Annotated in this window: 12 protein-coding genes and 2 pseudogenes; 8 read left to right on the top strand and 6 right to left on the bottom strand. The window is 70.0% G+C overall.

The annotated features are described in order from the left end of the window. Positions 1-247: 247 nt before the first annotated feature. Together ACFPZI_RS20485 and ACFPZI_RS20480 are read left to right on the top strand one after the other, a co-directional pair. Complete coding sequence (locus ACFPZI_RS20485) at positions 248-1,771, top strand: RNA polymerase sigma factor (RefSeq protein ID WP_381364900.1); 1,524 nt, start codon at positions 248-250, stop codon at positions 1,769-1,771. Positions 1,772-1,917: 146 nt separating this feature from the next. After that, a complete protein-coding gene (locus tag ACFPZI_RS20480) occupies positions 1,918-2,790 on the top strand; it encodes a S1 family peptidase (protein ID WP_381364898.1) in 873 nt (290 codons plus the stop codon). Between the two features lie 193 nt (positions 2,791-2,983). Here ACFPZI_RS20480 and ACFPZI_RS20475 read toward each other — a convergent pair whose 3' ends face one another. After that, positions 2,984-3,214, bottom strand: a complete 231-nt coding sequence (locus ACFPZI_RS20475; protein ID WP_381364896.1) for a DUF7455 domain-containing protein — start codon at positions 3,212-3,214, stop codon at positions 2,984-2,986. 443 nt (positions 3,215-3,657) lie between these two features. Here ACFPZI_RS20475 and ACFPZI_RS20470 point away from each other — a divergent pair, with 443 nt between their 5' ends. From ACFPZI_RS20470 to ACFPZI_RS20460, 3 genes are all read left to right on the top strand, one after another. Then, positions 3,658-5,781 (top strand): DNA gyrase/topoisomerase IV subunit B, encoded by a 2,124-nt coding sequence (locus ACFPZI_RS20470; protein ID WP_381364895.1) that lies wholly within the window; start codon positions 3,658-3,660, stop codon positions 5,779-5,781. 102 nt (positions 5,782-5,883) lie between these two features. Further along, complete coding sequence (locus ACFPZI_RS20465) at positions 5,884-6,516, top strand: DUF485 domain-containing protein (protein WP_381364894.1); 633 nt, start codon at positions 5,884-5,886, stop codon at positions 6,514-6,516. Then, complete coding sequence (locus ACFPZI_RS20460; RefSeq protein ID WP_381364892.1) at positions 6,513-8,105, top strand: solute symporter family protein; 1,593 nt, start codon at positions 6,513-6,515, stop codon at positions 8,103-8,105. Before ACFPZI_RS20465 ends, ACFPZI_RS20460 begins: the two co-directional genes overlap by 4 nt. Before the next feature lie 50 nt (positions 8,106-8,155). Here the strand turns inward: ACFPZI_RS20460 and ACFPZI_RS20455 are convergent. The 4 genes and pseudogenes from ACFPZI_RS20455 to ACFPZI_RS20440 all read right to left on the bottom strand — a co-directional run. Next, positions 8,156-8,314 (bottom strand): annotated as a pseudogene (locus tag ACFPZI_RS20455) (two-component system response regulator); the annotation flags it as partial. A 152-nt stretch (positions 8,315-8,466) separates the two neighbouring features. Next, positions 8,467-9,405 carry a sucrase ferredoxin gene (locus tag ACFPZI_RS20450; RefSeq protein WP_381364890.1) on the bottom strand — a complete coding sequence of 313 codons (939 nt, stop codon included), beginning with the start codon at positions 9,403-9,405 and terminating at the stop codon, positions 8,467-8,469. Between the two features lie 340 nt (positions 9,406-9,745). Continuing rightward, positions 9,746-9,982: pseudogene (locus tag ACFPZI_RS20445) on the bottom strand (hypothetical protein); the annotation flags it as partial. A 274-nt stretch (positions 9,983-10,256) separates the two neighbouring features. Beyond that, positions 10,257-10,601: a DUF6082 family protein gene (locus tag ACFPZI_RS20440; protein ID WP_381364888.1), complete on the bottom strand. Its 345-nt coding sequence runs from the start codon at positions 10,599-10,601 to the stop codon at positions 10,257-10,259. Between the two features lie 524 nt (positions 10,602-11,125). Here ACFPZI_RS20440 and ACFPZI_RS20435 point away from each other — a divergent pair. Continuing rightward, entirely contained in the window at positions 11,126-12,247 is a 1,122-nt protein-coding gene (locus ACFPZI_RS20435) for a CobW family GTP-binding protein (RefSeq protein ID WP_381364886.1), read from the top strand. Here the strand turns inward: ACFPZI_RS20435 and ACFPZI_RS20430 are convergent. Then, complete coding sequence (locus ACFPZI_RS20430; RefSeq protein ID WP_381364884.1) at positions 12,244-14,700, bottom strand: DNA gyrase/topoisomerase IV subunit A; 2,457 nt, start codon at positions 14,698-14,700, stop codon at positions 12,244-12,246. The genes ACFPZI_RS20435 and ACFPZI_RS20430 overlap by 4 nt on opposite strands. 413 nt (positions 14,701-15,113) lie before the next feature. Between ACFPZI_RS20430 and ACFPZI_RS20425 the strand changes: the two genes are divergently transcribed. Together ACFPZI_RS20425 and ACFPZI_RS20420 are read left to right on the top strand one after the other, a co-directional pair. Further along, positions 15,114-16,526 carry a M16 family metallopeptidase gene (locus ACFPZI_RS20425; RefSeq protein ID WP_381365005.1) on the top strand — a complete coding sequence of 471 codons (1,413 nt, stop codon included), beginning with the start codon at positions 15,114-15,116 and terminating at the stop codon, positions 16,524-16,526. Then, positions 16,523-17,911 carry a M16 family metallopeptidase gene (locus ACFPZI_RS20420; RefSeq protein WP_381364882.1) on the top strand — a complete coding sequence of 463 codons (1,389 nt, stop codon included), beginning with the start codon at positions 16,523-16,525 and terminating at the stop codon, positions 17,909-17,911. Before ACFPZI_RS20425 ends, ACFPZI_RS20420 begins: the two co-directional genes overlap by 4 nt. The last annotated feature ends 139 nt before the right edge of the window (positions 17,912-18,050 follow it).

Here is an 18,050-nt window from a genome sequence, read left to right as displayed (position 1 = left end):
CGATCTGATCGATTGTGGGCACTTACGGGGTGTGACTCGGGCCACGTGGATTGGGCGTAACGCTCCTGGAAAGAACGCGATGACCTAAGAGGTGGCAGTCGCGGAGGGAATACGGACGCCGTTCACGGCGCTGTGCAACTCCCCGGCCCCCGCCCGCATCGTCGGCCTATCCCCAAGCCGGCGGTCGGCCCCTGTCCGTCGTGGACGGGGCCGGAAGCCGTTTTCTCAACGTCCCGAGAGGTTGTTCGTGTCGGCCAGCACATCCCGTACGCTCCCGCCGGAGATCGCCGAATCCGTCTCTGTCATGGCGCTCATCGAGCAGGGAAAGGCTGAGGGGCAGATCGCCGGCGATGACGTGCGTCGGGCCTTCGAAGCTGACCAGATTCCGGCCACTCAGTGGAAGAACGTACTGCGCAGCCTCAACCAGATCCTCGAGGAAGAGGGTGTGACGCTGATGGTCAGTGCCGCGGAGCCCAAGCGCACCCGAAAGAGCGTCGCAGCGAAGAGTCCCGCCAAGCGCACCGCGACCAGGACGGTCGCGGCGAAGGCGACGACCACCCGGAAGGCCAGCGCCACCGCCACACCGGCCGCACCCGACGCCGCCGCCGAGGAAGAGGCACCCGCCAAGAAGGCGGCTGCCAAGAAGACCACCGCGAAGAAGACGGCCGCCAAGAAGACGGCGGTGAAGAAGACGGCCGCCAAGAAGACCGCGGCCAAGAAGGACGACGCCGGGGCCACAGACGAAGAGGCCGTCGAGGAGACCAAGGCGACGGACGAGCCGGAGGGCACGGAGAGCGCAGGTTTCGTCCTCTCCGACGAGGACGAGGACGACGCGCCCGCCCAGCAGGTCGCCGCCGCCGGTGCCACCGCCGACCCGGTCAAGGACTACCTCAAGCAGATCGGCAAGGTGCCCCTGCTCAACGCCGAGCAGGAGGTCGAGCTCGCCAAGCGGATCGAAGCCGGTCTGTTCGCCGAGGACAAGCTGGCCAACTCCGACAAGCTGGCGCCGAAGCTCAAGCGCGAGCTGGAGATCATCGCCGAGGACGGGCGCCGCGCCAAGAATCACCTCCTGGAGGCCAACCTCCGTCTGGTGGTCTCCCTGGCCAAGCGCTACACCGGCCGCGGCATGCTCTTCCTGGACCTCATCCAGGAGGGCAACCTCGGTCTGATCCGCGCGGTGGAGAAGTTCGACTACACCAAGGGCTACAAGTTCTCCACCTACGCCACCTGGTGGATCCGTCAGGCGATCACCCGCGCGATGGCCGACCAGGCCCGCACCATCCGCATCCCGGTGCACATGGTCGAGGTCATCAACAAGCTCGCGCGTGTGCAGCGCCAGATGCTCCAGGACCTGGGCCGCGAGCCCACCCCGGAGGAGCTGGCCAAGGAACTCGACATGACCCCGGAAAAGGTCATCGAGGTCCAGAAGTACGGTCGCGAGCCCATTTCCCTGCACACCCCGCTGGGCGAGGACGGCGACAGCGAGTTCGGTGACCTCATCGAGGACTCCGAGGCCGTCGTCCCGGCCGACGCGGTCAGCTTCACGCTTCTGCAGGAGCAGCTGCACTCCGTCCTGGACACCCTGTCCGAGCGCGAGGCGGGCGTCGTCTCCATGCGCTTCGGTCTCACCGACGGTCAGCCGAAGACCCTCGACGAGATCGGCAAGGTGTACGGCGTCACGCGCGAGCGCATCCGCCAGATCGAGTCCAAGACCATGTCGAAGCTGCGTCACCCGTCGCGCTCCCAGGTCCTGCGCGACTACCTCGACTAGGACAGCGATCACGACAGTCCCACAAGGCCGAACCGAGGCCCGGTCCCCTTCGCGGGGCCGGGTCTCGGTGCTGCTCCGCGGGTGCGGGGCGCGACGGGGTGGATCACGCTGGGTGTCCCATCAACGCCCCAGTGTGAGGAGAGCGCATGCGTCGTTGCCTAGCCCGGGTCCTGGCCCGGCCACTGGTCCTCGCCGCCGCCACGACCGCGATACCGCTGGCAGCGGCCGCTCCCGCGGCTCCGGCGGTCGCGGACCGCATCGTCGTCGGCGGGTTCCCGGTCGATGTGAACCAGAGTCCGTGGACTGTGGCGCTGTCCAGCCGTGACCGGTTCGGGGGTACCCGGGCGGGGCAGTTCTGCGGGGGTGTGGCCGTCGGCCGGACCACGGTGCTCACCGCCGCCCACTGCATGAACGAGGAGGCCCTGGGAGCGCCGCCGGACCGGGTGCCCGACCTCAGAGTGATCTCGGGCCGTACGGATCTGCTCTCGGACCAGGGCGAGGAGATAGAGGTACGCGAGACCTGGGTGAATCCGGGCTACGACCCGCTCAGCAACTCCGGCGACTTCGCCGTGCTCACCCTGGCCGCACCGCTGCCCTCCGGCTCGGTGATCGGCATGGCCGGCGCGGGCGATCCCGGGTACCGGGCCGACACCCCCGCGACCGTCTACGGCTGGGGGGACACCACGGGCTCAGGAACCTACGCCGGCAGCCTGCACGCGGCGCGGGTGCGTGTGCTGCGCGACACCCTGTGCGAGGACGCCTATCCGGGCGGCAGCGAGGGCACATACCGCGCCGGGACCATGCTGTGCGCCGGTGAGCAGGACGGCGGGCCGGACGCCTGCCAGGGGGACAGCGGCGGCCCGCTGGTGGCCGAGGGGCGACTGATCGGCCTGGTGTCCTGGGGCAGCGGATGCGGCTGGGCGGAGACTCCCGGGGTCTACACGCGTGTGTCCGATGTCATGCGAACGCTCGACGGGGCTCCGGCCCGACAGGCCGGAAAGGCGCCCGGAGGCGCCTGAAGGCGCCCGGCGAGCCCTGAGCGGGTTTCCCGGGCCTCTCCCTCTCCCGGGCAGCCCCAGGGGCCGAAAGGCCCAGGAGCGAGAACGCATGAGAAGGAGGCGGCTGTCTCCGCAACGAAGGCAGCCGCCTCTCCCGCCGGCCTGTGCCGGTCTGGCTCGTCGTCGTACGCGAGATGTCAGCGTGTCCCCGTGATCAGCGCTCTTCCTCGGCGGCAGGGGCCGGCGGAGAGGTCAGCCGCTGAGTCTCGTCCTGTATCTCGGCGGCGATCTTCTTGAGTTCCGGCTCGAACTTGCGGCCGTGGTGGGCGCAGAAGAGCAGTTCTCCGCCGCTCAGCAGGACGACGCGCAGGTATGCCTGGGCGCCGCAGCGGTCGCAGCGATCGGCGGCCGTCATTGGGCTCGCGGGGGTCAGAACAGTAGTCACGTCGCCTCTTCTCTAGCTCGACGAGCTGTCGTACCAGGGTCAACATCCAACCAGCCCCAAAACGTTCCCGCTCGTGGCTTCTTCTCGAAAAAATCTTTCCGAGGTGACTGGGTGTTGCCGGTTGGCGGCGAATGTGCCGTATCGCGTGTCTGTGTCGTCGTACGGATTCGCGTCGGATCGGTGGTGGTCGGCCCTCCCGGCTGGTAGCCGGTTGTTCTTGAGGACGTGCCCGGAGCCTAAATGGTTCATGCCTGGAAGGGAACGTGATGTGTGCTTCACTCCATCGAGGGATCGAACAGGCATACGACTCTCGACTAGTCTAGGTTTCAGACGAGGGTGGCGTGACAACGGCTCTACCAGGCCTCGGTACCCTCTCACCGGTGACAAGTGACGCGCCCTTACCCATGAGGGCCCCATCTGAAATTCAGCGAGGAGCGAACCGCGTGACCGCCGAGACGTCCGTGCCGTCCACAGCGCTGCTGGCAGGAGCAGACCGGGACGGTTCCAACTACACCGCGCGGCACCTGCTCGTCCTCGAGGGGCTCGAGGCCGTGCGGAAGCGCCCCGGGATGTACATCGGATCAACCGACAGCCGCGGTCTGATGCACTGTCTCTGGGAAATCATCGACAACTCGGTGGACGAGGCCCTCGGGGGCCACTGCGACCACATCGATGTGATCCTCCACGACGACGGCTCGGTGGAGGTCCGGGACAACGGCCGAGGTATCCCGGTCGACGTGGAGCCCAAGACCGGCCTCTCCGGTGTCGAGGTCGTCATGACCAAGCTGCATGCCGGCGGCAAGTTCGGCGGCGGTTCGTACGCCGCCTCCGGCGGACTGCACGGCGTCGGCGCGTCCGTCGTCAACGCGCTCTCCGCGCGGCTGGACGTCGAGGTGGACCGAGGTGGGCACACCCACGCGATCAGCTTCCGCCGCGGTGTCCCCGGCGCCTTCGCCGCCCTGGGCCCGGAGGCGAAGTTCGAGGCCGGGAGCGGGCTGCGCGGGACCAAGAAGATTCCGAAGACCCGCAGCGGCACCCGTGTGCGCTACTGGGTCGACCGCCAGATCTTCCTCAAGGACGCCAAGCCGACCCTGGAGACCCTGCACCAGCGCGCCCGCCAGACCGCGTTCCTGGTGCCCGGCCTGACCATCGTCGTCCGTGACGAGCTCGGGCTCGGCGACGGTGGCAGCAAGGGCGAGGAGTCCTTCCGCTTCGACGGCGGCATCAGCGAGTTCTGCGAGTTCCTGGCCACCGACAAGGCCGTCTGCGACACCCTCCGCTTCACGGGGCAGGGCACCTTCAAGGAGACGGTCCCGGTCCTGGACGAGTACGGCCAGATGACACCCACCGAGGTGACCCGCGAACTCGGCGTCGACGTCGCGATGCGCTGGGGGACCGGCTACGACACGACGCTCCGGTCGTTCGTCAACATCATCGCCACCCCCAAGGGGGGCACCCATGTCGCCGGCTTCGAGCAGGCCGTCGCCAAGACGGTGAACGAGGTGCTGCGCACGAAGAAGATGCTGCGCGTGGCCGAGGACGACGTCGTCAAGGACGACGCCCTGGAGGGCCTCACGGCGGTCGTCACCGTCCGCCTGGCCGAGCCGCAGTTCGAGGGCCAGACCAAGGAGGTTCTCGGCACCTCGGCGGCCCGCCGCATCGTGAACACCGTGATCTCCCGGGAGCTCAAGGCATTCCTGACCTCCACCAAGCGCGACGCCGCCCAGCAGGCCCGTGTGGTTCTGGAGAAAGCGGTCGCCGCGGCCCGGACCCGCATCGCCGCCCGTCAGCACAAGGACGCCCAGCGCCGCAAGACGGCCCTGGAGTCCTCCTCGCTGCCCGCCAAGCTGGCCGACTGCCGCAGTGACGACGTCGAGCGCAGCGAGCTGTTCATCGTCGAGGGAGACTCCGCCCTCGGTACGGCGAAGCTCGCGCGGAACTCCGAGTTCCAGGCGCTGCTGCCGATTCGAGGCAAGATCCTCAACGTTCAGAAGTCGTCCGTGACGGACATGCTGAAGAACGCGGAGTGCGGGGCGATCATCCAGGTCATAGGGGCCGGATCCGGACGGACGTTCGATATCGACGCGGCTCGCTACGGCAAGATCATCATGATGACCGACGCGGATGTGGACGGCTCCCACATCCGCACCCTGCTCCTGACGCTGTTCCACCGCTACATGCGGCCCATGGTCGAGTCCGGCCGGGTGTTCGCCGCGGTGCCTCCGCTGCACCGTATCGAGCTCGTCCAGCCCAAGAAGGGGCAGGACAAGTACGTGTACACGTACTCGGACCGCGAGCTGCGCGACAAGCTGATGGAGTTCCAGACCGAGAACATCCGCTACAAGGACTCGATCCAGCGCTACAAGGGTCTCGGGGAGATGGACGCCGACCAGCTGGCCGAGACGACCATGGACCCGCGCCACCGCACCCTGCGCCGGATCAACCTCACCGATCTGGAGGCCGCCGAGCAGGTCTTCGATCTGCTCATGGGCAACGACGTCGCTCCGCGCAAGGAGTTCATCTCCAGCTCGGCGGCGACACTGGACCGGTCGCGCATCGACGCGTGACCGCCGTGCGATCGACGCGTAGGGGTCCCCGCGGTCACCTGATGGGGTGAAGCAGAACGGGAAGAAGAGCCGGGGGTCTTCCCGTTCTGTCCATCCTTGGGCATGCAGCAAAGCGATGGCCGCCCCCACCCGGGCGGAGGCGGTCCTGAGAGTCCCGCCGGACATGCCGAAAGACGCTCCGCACCTCCCGGGGGAGGTGCGCCCGGGCAGCTCGACGGCGGCCATGCCCTGCCCTCCGGCGGGCCGTCCGGCGTCGTGAGCTACGACGACCCCTGGTACGACGCCCTCGCTTCGGGCTGGGGCGAGGGCACCGGCAAGGGCGCCGGAGCACCCACGGCGGTTCGGACACCGCCGGCGCAGGCCGCGGTCGTACCGGCCGCGCGCGGGCGGGAAGACGCCGTGGCAGTGGCAGACGTGTACCTCCAAGTCCAGCGCAGCGCCGCGTTCCAGGAAGTGCGCAGTCGCTACCGGAGGTTCGTGGTCCCGGCGGTCGTCGTCTTCTGCGCCTGGTACGTGGCGTACGTCGTGACCGCCACCACCGCGCCGGACCTGATGGCGCAGCCGGTGGCCGGCGCCGTGAACGTGGGGATGCTCGCCGGGCTCGGCCAGTTCCTGACCACATTCCTGCTCACCTGGGCCTACGCACGGCACGCGCGACTGCGCAGGGACCGGGCCGCGCTGGAACTGCGCTGGGACACACAGGAGTTGGCGCGCGGCCGGGGCGGTGCCTCATGACGGGCGATCACCAGGCACTGGCGCTGCTGCTGTTCAGTGCGTTCGTCGCGGTCACCCTGGGGATCACCACCTGGGTGAGCCGCCGCCGACAGGGCTCGGCCGAGGAGTTCTATGCCGGTGGCCGGCTCTTCTCACCGATGGAGAATGGTTTTGCCATCGCGGGCGACTACATGTCCGCCGCCTCCTTCCTCGGTATCTCCGGACTGATCGCCCTCTTCGGCTACGACGGGATGCTGTACTCGGTGGGCTTCCTGGTGGCCTGGCTCGTGGTGCTGCTCCTGGTCGCGGAACTGGTGCGCAACTGCGGCCGGTTCACCCTCGCCGACGTGGTGGTGGCCCGGATGCGGGAACGGCCCGTCCGCATCGCCGCGGGAACGTCGTCGGTCACCGTGTCCGTGTTGTACCTGGTGGCGCAGATGGTGGGTGCGGGCAGCCTGGTCGCGCTGCTGCTCGGCGGCCGGAGCGAGGCGGCGCAGGCATGGACCGTCGTCGGCGTCGGGGCGCTCATGGTGATCTACGTGTCGATGGGGGGGATGCGGGCCACCACCTGGATCCAGATCGTCAAGGCGGTCCTGTTGCTCGGCGGCACCATCGCGCTGACCGTCCTCGTCCTGCTGCGGTTCCACGGCGACTTCAACCGGCTGCTGCTCACGGCGGCCGAGCGCAGCGGTCACGGGGAGGCGTTCCTGGCCCCCGGGCTCGCCTACGGCGGGGACTGGACGTCCCGGTTCGACTTCATGAGCCTGGGGCTCGCGCTGGTGCTGGGCACGGCCGGGCTGCCGCACATCCTGTCCCGCTTCTACACCGTCCCGACCGCTCGGGCGGCCCGGCGCTCGGTCGTCTGGTCGATCGGGCTCATCGGCGGGTTCTACCTGATGACGATCGTGCTCGGGTTCGGTGCCGCCGCCGTCGTCGGACCGGATGCCGTGCGCGGGTCCAACGCGGCCGGGAACACGGCGGTTCCGCTGCTGGCGCTCGACCTCGGCGGCGGCGCCGGCTCCACCGGCGGAACGGTGCTGTTCGCGATCGTCGCCGCGGTCGCCTTCGCCACGATCCTCGCCGTCGTCGCCGGGATCACCCTCGCCTCGTCGGCGTCCGTCGCCCACGACCTGTACGCGTCCCTGCGGCGCCGCGGTGGAAAGCCGCGCAGCGAGGTGGCCGTGGCCCGGGTGGCCGCGCTCGGCATCGGCGTGCTGGCGATCGCGCTCGGCCTGCTGGCCCGTGATCTCAATGTCGCCTTCCTCGTCGGGCTGGCCTTCGCCGTGGCCGCCTCCGCCAATCTGCCCGTGCTGCTCTACTCCCTGTTCTGGCGCGGATTCACCACCAGGGGCGCCGTGTGGGCCGTCTACGGCGGGCTGATCCCGGCCATGGTGCTGGTCCTGCTGTCCCCGGTGGTCTCCGGCAACCCGGAATCCCTGTTCCCCGGCGTCGACTTCCACCTCTTCCCGCTCCAGAACCCTGGCCTGGTCTCCATCCCGCTCGGCTTCCTCGCCGGCTGGCTCGGCACGGTCACCTCGGCCGAGATCCCCGACGAGGCCAAGCACGCGGAGGCCGAGGTGCGGTCGCTGACGGGCGCGGGGGCCGTGTGACCCGGGCCGTGTCGCGTGGGCCGTGTCGCGTGGGCGCCGTGCGACGACGCTCAGGTACGGGTCGCCGACACGTAACGGTGTTTCGGTCGGCCCGCGTCGCCGTACTTCAGGGTCAGCGTGGCCCGGCCCGTGCGCTCCAGAAGCTTCGGACAGTGCTGGGCGGTCTGGCGGCCCGCCCCTGTGCGCTCGGCGATCTCCTGGGCGACCGCGAGCCCCGTCCGGTCGGGCGGACAGTGGTCCAGGAGCATCGGATCCAGCCGGGGCAGCGTCTCCGGCAGGCCGAGCGCCTCGGCCGCGTTGTGTGCCGTCTCGTACACGCGAGGAGGAGTCGGTGTCCGCGAGGGATCACGCGCGCGGCCGGTCAGCTCGCGAGCGCGGCCATGGTCACCTCGCGGATCGCCACCACGTCCATCCGCGCGGGCGAGCCCAGCACCGACCCGCAGCTTTCCGCGCGGGGCGGCAGGGACGACCCCTGGGCCACCTCCACGCGCCAGCGGCGCCCGTCGGTGTGCGCGATGAGCACCTTCCAGCGCGGGGCCGCGCCGTCCGTCCGCACGACGGTCAGCGCCTCGGCGGCGTACTCGCCCACCGCGGTACGCACGGCCAGCTCGGCCGCCTGGCCGGGACGCTCCCAGGCGGAGCTCCCGCGGCACCCCTCCGTAACGATCCGGCCCTCCTGCGCGCCGTGCAGCGCCTCCTTGACGGTATGCGCCTCGGCCCTGCCGTACGCGTAGCCGTGAGGCAGCACGAGCACCGTGGGCGAGAAGCGGTGTCCGCCCAGGTGAGTGACCTCCCAGACGCCCTCGACGCCGGAGGCGGCGAGCTCGGCCGCCAGAGGCCGGCCGAGGAGTGCGCAGCAGCGGTCGCGCCTGCCGTTGGTGCAGACGAGGGCGAGCGGGTCGCCCTCGTACGGCCGCCCGCCGAGTGCCGTGGCGAAGGTGCCGCTGTATCCCCTGCCGAGGGCCGCGAAGTCGAGGTCGAGCAGGCGCTCCGGGTCCGTGGTCGTGGCGGAGTGCAGCCACGTGCTGCCGGGCACGGTGTGGGCCGCGTACACCTGGCGCATGGCGGGCGTCCGGCGGTCCGCGTGGCGTCCGGGGCGCCTGATGAGGGCGATACGCACCCCGGTGCCCGACGCGGCGGCCTCCAGGGCGCGGCCCAGCGCCGGGTCGAGGTGGCTCGAGGTGAGCGCCTTGGGGCCCCATGGACCGGGCTGTTCCAGCAGGAGCCAGGTCCTCGCGGTGGCCGCGGTTCCCGCGACGGGCTCGTCGAGCTCGCGGGAGGCGGTTGAGCACGTACTCACAGAGGTGAGCCTAACCTGAGTTGCCCACGAGTGACTTCCTGGCCCGCCCGTGCCTCATACGGGTGCTGCTGCTGGAGGAAGGGGCGAAGGTGACGCGCGTGCCCAGTCGAACTTGGCGTCCAGGAGACGGGGCCGCGATGTCGAGGGCCGCGGCGAGGGTGCTCCGGCGCGCGGGATTTTCAGAAGAGAGCATGAGGTGCACGCAGGGGCCATGTGGTCCTGCCGGCCCGGCGCGCCCTGTCGCGGAAGGCACAGGGCGCTGGGGTTGCTCGACGGCACATGGGTGCGGATTGACCGGAAATGAGTCGAGGTGGGCGGTAATGCTCCGCCCGGTTTCCTGTGCGTCGGGGATGTTGGCCTTGGCGTGAATGAGGGTTTCGCGGGTGACCGCGACGATGCGCTCGTAGGCTCCTCTCGACGCGTCGCCAGGAAGCTTCGACTCCAGGTCCTCTGTGACGTCTGTGCCGATCACGGCGAACCTTCCGTCGGACAGTTCGAAAATATCGGGGCAATTGGCGCCGGTTGCACTTCCCCGCGCGCTCGGAGGGGTGCCGATCCGGCGGACGATGTGGCTCACTGTTCTGGTGTTCCCTTTGATCTCGAGGCTTGGCGCGCACGTAGCTCCGCGGTGCGATGCGGCCCGGTGGGGCCATGACCTCGACAACCGGGCGGCATGGAGCGGCGGTTCGGCGGGGATCTACCCGTTTCACAAGATGCGCGGTAGTCAACCTTGTTGGTACCTGGGGAAACGCTGCGCTTTATGGGTTTGTTTCCGCCCAACCGTGTGATGTGTTCAGGAGAGTGAGGCAGGGGGACACGGCTTCACGCCCGGCCGCCGGAGGCGGCCGCTGCTACTCGCTCGGAGGCTCCCTCACCACCCACCACTCGTCGAAATCCGCCTCCTCCAACTGCACCAGCAGGTCGTCGACCATACGTCCGACCTTGGCCTCCTCGGAGGTCTCGATGAGGGCCGCACGATGTGGCCGGGTGGCGTACCAGTACTCCCTGAAGAGCGGGTTGCTCAGCATGCTTCGGGCGAAGCCGAAGAACTCCTCTCGGGACATGTCGCCCATGCGGTAGTAGCAGAAGGCGTTCGTATAGACGGCGTTGGCGAAGAGGAACTGGCGCTGCCTTTGGGGTGGCACGGCTCCGTCGTAGGCGTCCAGCACCTCGGGATCATCCATGGCCTTACTCAACAACTCCCAGTGGGGGCGCTGTTGATGGGCGAAGTTGGTCTTGCGCTGATCGTGAGCGGCCTGCTCCAGGTATTCGATCCGTGCGCGCGGGGTGTTTCAGCAGGGGCCGCTGCGAAGCCAGAGCCATGGCAGCGCCGGCCGCCAGACCTATCCCGGTCGAGGCTGTGGCCCGCATCCTCTGCATCCAAAATTACGCGTGGTCATGTCAACCCCCGTATCAGGCAGCCGTCCGCCGGCCGTCGGGGTTCGGGTCGACTGCAGGGGACCGGCGAGCGGTGGGCGGCGCTTGCCGCCTTCCAGGGTGCCGAGCTGCTCTGATCGGCGGGAAGGCGGAGAGGCGGCGCACGGAGGGAAGCGAGGGTCGCACAATCCGGCGCCTTGTCCAACGTCTGCCCCGCGAATGCTGCTAACAATCGTTCACTTCGCTCCTGTTCTCACCGCTCGTATCCTGGGGAGTCAGTCGATTCCCGGACGTACGCCGAGGCGCGAGCCGGGGTACGCGTAGGTGTGAGAGGGGTCGCGCGGTGGAGTGGAGCAGCGGTCGGCAGATTCCGGTCATCGTCCTGGCCGGATTTCTCGGATCCGGGAAGACCACCCTGCTCAACCACCTCCTCCACCACAGCGGGGGCAGCCGTATCGGGGCCGTCGTCAACGACTTCGGTGCCATCGAGATCGACGTCATGGCCGTGGCCGGAGCGCTCGGCGACTCGACCGTCTCGCTCGGCAACGGGTGCCTGTGCTGTGCCGTCGACGGCAGTGAGCTGGACGTGTATCTCGAGCGGCTGGCGCGGCCGTCCGCGGGGATCGACATCGTCGTCATCGAGGCCAGCGGTCTCGCCGAGCCGCAGGAACTCGTGCGGATGGTGCTCGCCGGCGAACATCCCCGGATCGTGTACGGCGGGCTCGTCGAGGTCGTGGACGCCGCCGAGTTCGGGGAGATCCGGGCCAGGCACCCCGAGATCGACCGGCACCTCGGCCTCGCCGATCTGGTCGTCGTGAACAAGCTCGACCGGGTGGCGGACGAGGACGGCGTGCTCGACGTCGTGCGGTCGCTCGTCGACCGCGCCGCCGTCGTTCCCGCCACGCACGGCCGCGTCGATCCGACGTTCCTCTTCGACCGCAGGCCCGGTGAGGAGCGCGTCGGGCAGCTCTCCTTCGACGACCTGCACCGGCACGGCCCCGACGCGGACGAGCACGCCGGGCATCTGCACGCCCGGTACGACAGTCTGTCCTTCGCCTCCGTGGTGCCGCTCGATCCGCGGCGGCTGATCCGGTTCCTCGACAGCCGCCCGGAAGGGCTCTACCGGATCAAGGGATACGTCGACTTCGGGCCGTACGACACCGGGAACCGGTACGCCGTGCATGCCGTCGGGCGGTTCCTGCGGTTCTACCCGGAGCCCTGGCCGGCCGGTGCGGAGCGGCTCACGCAGCTGGTGCTCATCGGGACCGGCATCGACACCGCCGCCCTCCGCAAGGAGCTGGAGGAGGTCTGCGCCGGCCACGTCCCCGATGCCCCCGGCACCCCACACGCCGACGAGCAGGGCATGTGGGGCGTGCTGCGGTACGTACAGGAGCCCGACGACCCGGGCCGGGAGGTCCCGCCGGGCCGGGAGGACCAGCAGGGCCAGCAGGGCCAGCAGGGCTAGATCAGCCCCGCCACCACCGCCACCGTCTTCGGCAGGGACACTCCCGAGCCGTCGCGGCGCGGGTCGGGTTCCGGCAGGTCGACCGGCGTCCCGTTCTTCTGAGAGGCGCGGGCCGGGGTGGGGCCGGCCCAGGCCAGGGACAGGCAGTCCTCGCCCTTGAGGAACCGCTGGCAGCGCACCCCGCCGGTGGCCCGGCCCTTGCGGGGGAACTGGTCGAACGGGGTCAGCTTGGCCGTCGTCTGGACGGAGTCGTCCAGCGTGCCGCGCGAGCCGGCGACCGTGAACACCACCGCGTCCGCCCCCGGATCGACCGCCGTGAAGGTGATGACCTTCGCGCCCTCGGTGAGCTTGATGCCCGTCATGCCGCCGGCGGGACGCCCCTGCGGACGGACCTGCGAGGCCTGATAGCGCAGCAGTTGCGCGTCGTCGGTGATGAAGAGCAGGTCCTCCTCGCCCGTGCGCAGTTCGACGGCACCGACGATCCGGTCGCCCTCCTTGAGGGTGATGACCTCCAGCTCCTCCTTGTTGGAGGGGTAGTCGGGCACCACCCGCTTGACGATGCCCTGTTCCGTGCCGAGAGCGAGGCCTGGCGACGACTCGTCGAGCGTCGTCAGGCAGATCACCCGCTCACCGTCCTCCAGGGAGACGAACTCCGAAATCGGCGCCCCGCCCGAGAGGTTCGGGGTCGGCATCGGCTCCGGCAGCTGCGGGAGGTCGACGACGTTCACCCGCAGCAGACGCCCCGTCGAGGTGACCACGCCCACCTCGCCCCGGGCGGTGGCCGGCACCGCCGAGAGGATCATGTCGTGCTTGACCCGTTTGGCGTGCGCGCCCTTGGGGAACGGCTTCGCGTCCGCCGTACGGGCGAGCAGGCCCGTGTCGGACAGCAGCACCCGGCACGGGTCGTCCGCCACCTGAAGCGGCACGGCGACGACCGGGGTGGAGGACGCGTCCAGCAGGACCGTACGGCGGTCGTTACCGAACTTCTTGGCTACCGCGGCCAGTTCGGACGAGACCAGCTTGCGCAGCTCCGCGTCCGACTCCAGGATGCGGGTCAGCTCCTCGATCTCCGTGTTCAGCCGCTCCTGCTCCGCCTCCAGTTCGATGCGGTCGAACCTGGTGAGGCGGCGCAGGGGGGTGTCCAGGATGTACTGGGTCTGGATCTCGCTCAGCGAGAACTGCTCCATCAGACGCTGCTTCGCCTGCGCGGAGTTGTCACTGGAGCGGATCAGGCGGATGACCTCGTCGATGTCCAGCAGAGCCGTGAGCAGGCCCTCGACCAGGTGCAGACGGTCGCGCCGCTTGCTGCGGCGGAACTCCGAGCGGCGGCGGACCACATTGAAGCGGTGGTCGAGATAGACCTCCAGCAGCTCCTTGAGGCCCAGGGTGAGCGGCTGGCCGTCCACCAGGGCCACGTTGTTGATGCCGAAGGACTCCTCCATGGGCGTCAGCTTGTACAGCTGCTCCAGGACCGCCTCCGGCACGAAGCCGTTCTTGATCTCGATGACCAGACGCAGACCGTGGGCGCGGTCGGTGAGGTCTTTGACGTCGGCGATGCCCAGGAGCTTCTTCGAACCGACCAGGTCCTTGATCTTGGCGATCACCTTCTCCGGGCCCACCGTGAACGGCAGCTCGGTGATGACCAGGCCCTTGCGACGGGCGGACACCTCCTCCACGGTGACCGTCGCGCGGATCTTGAAGGTTCCGCGGCCCTTCTCGTACGCGTCCCGGATGCTCGGGAGGCCGACGATCCTGCCGCCGGTGGGCAGGTCGGGGCCCGGCACATGGCGCATCAGGGCGTCGAGATCCGCGTTCGGATACCGGATCAGGTGGCGGGCGGCCGCGATCACCTCGCGGAGGTTGTGCGGCGGCATGTTGGTGGCCATGCCGACCGCGATGCCCGACGCACCGTTCACCAGGAGGTTCGGGAACGCGGCGGGCAGGGTCGTCGGCTCCTGCTCCTGGCCGTCGTAGTTGGGCGCGAAGTCGACCGTGTCCTCGTCGATGGACTCGGTCATCAGGCTCGTGGCCTCGGTCATCCGGCTCTCGGTGTACCGCATGGCCGCCGGCGGGTCGTCGTTGCCCAGGGAGCCGAAGTTGCCGTGGCCGTCGACCAGGGGGACCCGCATCGAGAAGGGCTGCGCCATGCGCACCAGGGCGTCGTAGATCGACGCGTCGCCATGAGGGTGCAGTTTGCCCATGACCTCGCCGACCACGCGCGCGCACTTCACATAGCCGCGGTCGGGGCGCAGGCCCATCTCGTTCATCTGGTAGACGATGCGGCGGTGCACCGGCTTCATGCCGTCGCGCGCGTCCGGCAGGGCGCGGGAGTAGATGACCGAGTACGCGTACTCGAGGAAGGAGCCCTGCATCTCGTCGACGACGTCGATGTCGAGGATCCGCTCCTCGTACGAGTCGTCGGGCGGCGGGGTCTTCGTGCTGCGGCGGGCCATCGCTGCCGGCTCCTTGCTGAAGCGTGGGACGGTATCTGACGCGGACCATTGTGGACCGCCGCACCGACAACCGGGACCATGACCCCCGCCGTTGCCCTCCGGCGGGGGCCGGGGCGGGGTGCCGGCAGGGTACGCGCACCTCTCACCGGCGTCGCCGGCGGGGCCGCCGGCGCGTGTCGGCACCGGGTGCCCACCTCGTACGCCCCGTGATCCCGTATGTACCGAGGTCCCGTGCGCCCCACGAACCCCGTGCGTACCGTGCCGTCCCACCCGTACCCACGGTTCTCGCTCTCGGCGTACCCGGTCCCGTCCGGGAACTTCGCCAGTGCTCCGCACGCTTGCATACAGTGGCAGGACCGGCACAAACGGCGGATGCGACGACCGCCTCCGCGATCGAAGGGACGTACATGCCCATGGGTCACACGGCCACCGCCCAGGCAGGCTCCGGCAGCCTGACAGCGACCGAGCACCGGCTGTCCAACGGCCTGCGCGTGGTGCTCTCCGAGGACCATCTGACCCCCGTCGCGGCGGTGTGCCTCTGGTACGACGTCGGTTCGCGTCACGAAGTCAAGGGCCGCACCGGCCTGGCTCACCTTTTCGAGCACCTCATGTTCCAGGGGTCCGGGCAGGTGAAGGGCAACGGCCACTTCGAACTGGTCCAGGGCGCCGGAGGCTCGCTCAACGGCACCACCAGCTTCGAGCGGACCAACTACTTCGAGACCATGCCGACCCACCAGCTGGAACTCGCCCTCTGGCTCGAGGCCGACCGCATGGGCTCCCTGCTGGCCGCCCTGGACGAGGAGTCCATGGAGAACCAGCGGGACGTCGTCAAGAACGAGCGCCGCCAGCGCTACGACAACGTCCCCTACGGCACGGCTTTCGAGAAGCTGACCGCCCTCTCCTACCCGGCCGGCCACCCGTACCACCACACGCCCATCGGCTCGATGGCGGACCTGGACGCGGCCACCCTGGAGGACGCCCGCGCCTTCTTCCGCACGTACTACGCGCCGAACAACGCCGTGCTCTCCGTCGTCGGTGACATCGACCCGGAGCAGACACTCGCCTGGATCGAGAAGTACTTCGGCTCCATCCCGTCCCACGACGGCAAGCCCGAGCCCCGCGACGGCTCGCTGCCCGGGATCATCGGCGAGGAGCTGCGTGAGCTCGTCGAGGAGGAGGTCCCCGCGCGTGCGCTGATGGCCGCCTACCGGCTGCCCGAGGACGGCACACGCGCGAGCGACGCGGCGGACCTGGCGCTCACCGTCCTCGGCGGCGGTGAGTCCTCGCGGCTCTACAACCGGCTGGTGCGACGGGACCGTACGGCCGTGGCGGCCGGATTCGGCCTGCTGCGGCTGACCGGGGCGCCCTCCCTGGGCTGGCTGGACGTGAAGACGTCCGGTGACGTGGAGGTACCCGTCATCGAGGCCGCGATCGACGAGGAGCTCGCCCGGTTCGCCGAGGAGGGCCCCACGGCCGAGGAGATGGAGCGCGCCCAGGCGCAGCTGGAGCGCGAGTGGCTGGACCGGCTCAGCACCGTCGCCGGCCGGGCCGACGAGCTGTGCCGGTACGCCGTCCTGTTCGGCGACCCGCAGCTCGCCCTCACCGCCGTCGGGCGCATCCTCGACGTGACCGCCGAGGACGTCCGGGAGGTCGCCAAGGCCCGCCTGCGTCCCGACAACCGCGCGGTGCTCGTCTACGAGCCCGTTGCCCCCGGGGCCGGGGAGTCCGAAGAAGCCGCAGCCGCCGGCACCGAAGAAGCCGCAGCCGCCGGCACCGAAGAAGCCGCGGCCGCCGGCACCGACGAGAACGAGGAGACGGCGAAGTGACCGAGCTCGCCACGATGGACTTCCACCCCCAGCCGCAGGCGGGCGAGGCCCGGCCCTGGGCCTTCCCGGCCCCCGAGCGCACCGCCCTCGGCAACGGTCTGACGGTGCTGCGCTGCCACCGCCCCGGCCAGCAGATCGTCGCCGTCGAGGTGCTGCTCGACGCGCCCCTGGAGGCCGAACCGGCCGGGCTCGACGGTGTCGCCACGATCACCGCGCGGGCGTTCTCCGAGGGCACCGACAAGCACTCCGCCGAGGAGTTCGCCGCCGAACTGGAGCGCTGCGGCGCCACCCTGGACGCCTACGCCGACCACCCCGGCATCCGTCTGAGCCTCGAGGTGCCGGCCTCACGGCTCACCAAGGGGCTCGGGCTGCTCGCCGACGCCCTCAGGGCACCCGCGTTCGCCGACAGCGAGATCGAGCGCCTCGTCCGCAACCGCCTCGACGAGATCCCGCACGAGCTGGCCAACCCGTCCCGCCGCGCGGCGAAGGAACTCTCCAAGGAGCTGTTCCCGGCGACGTCGCGCATGTCCCGCCCGCGCCAGGGCACCGAGGAGACCGTCGCCGGCATCGACTCGACGGCCGTACGCGCCTTCCACGAGAAGCACGTCCGCCCCGCGACCGCCACCGCGGTGGTCGTCGGCGACCTCACCGGCACCGACCTGGACGAGCTGCTCGGCGACACCCTTGGCGTCTGGACCGGATCGTCCGCCCAGCCGCGGCCCGTTCCGCCGGTCACCGCCGACGACTCCGGCCGGGTCGTGATCGTGGACCGCCCCGGCGCCGTACAGACACAGTTGCTCATCGGCCGCGTCGGAGCGGACCGGCACGACCGCGTGTGGGCCGCGCAGGTGCTCGGCACCTACTGCCTCGGCGGCACTCTCACCTCCCGCTTGGACCGCGTCCTGCGCGAGGAGAAGGGCTACACCTACGGCGTACGGTCGTTCGGCCAGGTCCTGAGGTCCGCCCCGGACGGCACCGGCGCGTCGCTGCTCGCCATCAGCGGCTCCGTCGACACCCCGAACACCGGCCCCGCCCTGCAGGACCTGTGGACGGTGCTGCGCACCCTCGCCGCCGAGGGCCTCACCGACGCCGAGCGTGACGTCGCCGTACAGAACCTGGTGGGTGTGGCGCCGCTCAGGTACGAGACCGCCGCGGCCGTCGCCGGCACCCTGGCCGACCAGGTGGAGCAGCATCTGCCCGACGACTACCAGGCCGAGCTGTACCGGCGGCTCGCCGCCACAGGCACCGTGGAGGCGACCGCGGCGGTGGTGAACGCCTTCCCGGTGGACCGACTCGTGACCGTCCTGGTCGGCGACGCGGCGAAGATCAAGGAGCCCGTCGAGGCGCTCGGCATCGGCGAAGTCACCGTCGTGGCCGCCGAATAGACGGCCCGTCAGCGGCCGGGACGCCGCTGAGAGGCAGTCCGCGGGGGCCCCGTGGGCACCCGGCGGAGCGCACGCGCGCGTGGCCCTGGTGGCGTGAAAGTCACCAGGGCCCGCTTATGCCCGAATTGGGGCGGGAAGT

The sequence above is a fragment of the Streptomyces chlorus genome (assembly GCF_042655885.1).
Classification (GTDB): Bacteria; Actinomycetota; Actinomycetes; order Streptomycetales; family Streptomycetaceae; genus Streptomyces; species Streptomyces chlorus.
This window is presented reverse-complemented; position numbering and strand designations above follow the sequence as displayed.

Coding starts and splice junctions, on each gene's coding strand:
- ACFPZI_RS20480 (WP_381364898.1), top strand. CDS start 1,918: ATGCGTCGTTGCCTAGCCCGGGTCCTGGCCCGGCCACTGGTCCTCGCC.
- ACFPZI_RS20465 (WP_381364894.1), top strand. CDS start 5,884: ATGCAGCAAAGCGATGGCCGCCCCCACCCGGGCGGAGGCGGTCCTGAG.
- ACFPZI_RS20460 (WP_381364892.1), top strand. CDS start 6,513: ATGACGGGCGATCACCAGGCACTGGCGCTGCTGCTGTTCAGTGCGTTC.
- ACFPZI_RS20430 (WP_381364884.1), bottom strand. CDS start 14,700: ATGGCCCGCCGCAGCACGAAGACCCCGCCGCCCGACGACTCGTACGAG.
- ACFPZI_RS20425 (WP_381365005.1), top strand. CDS start 15,114: ATGGGTCACACGGCCACCGCCCAGGCAGGCTCCGGCAGCCTGACAGCG.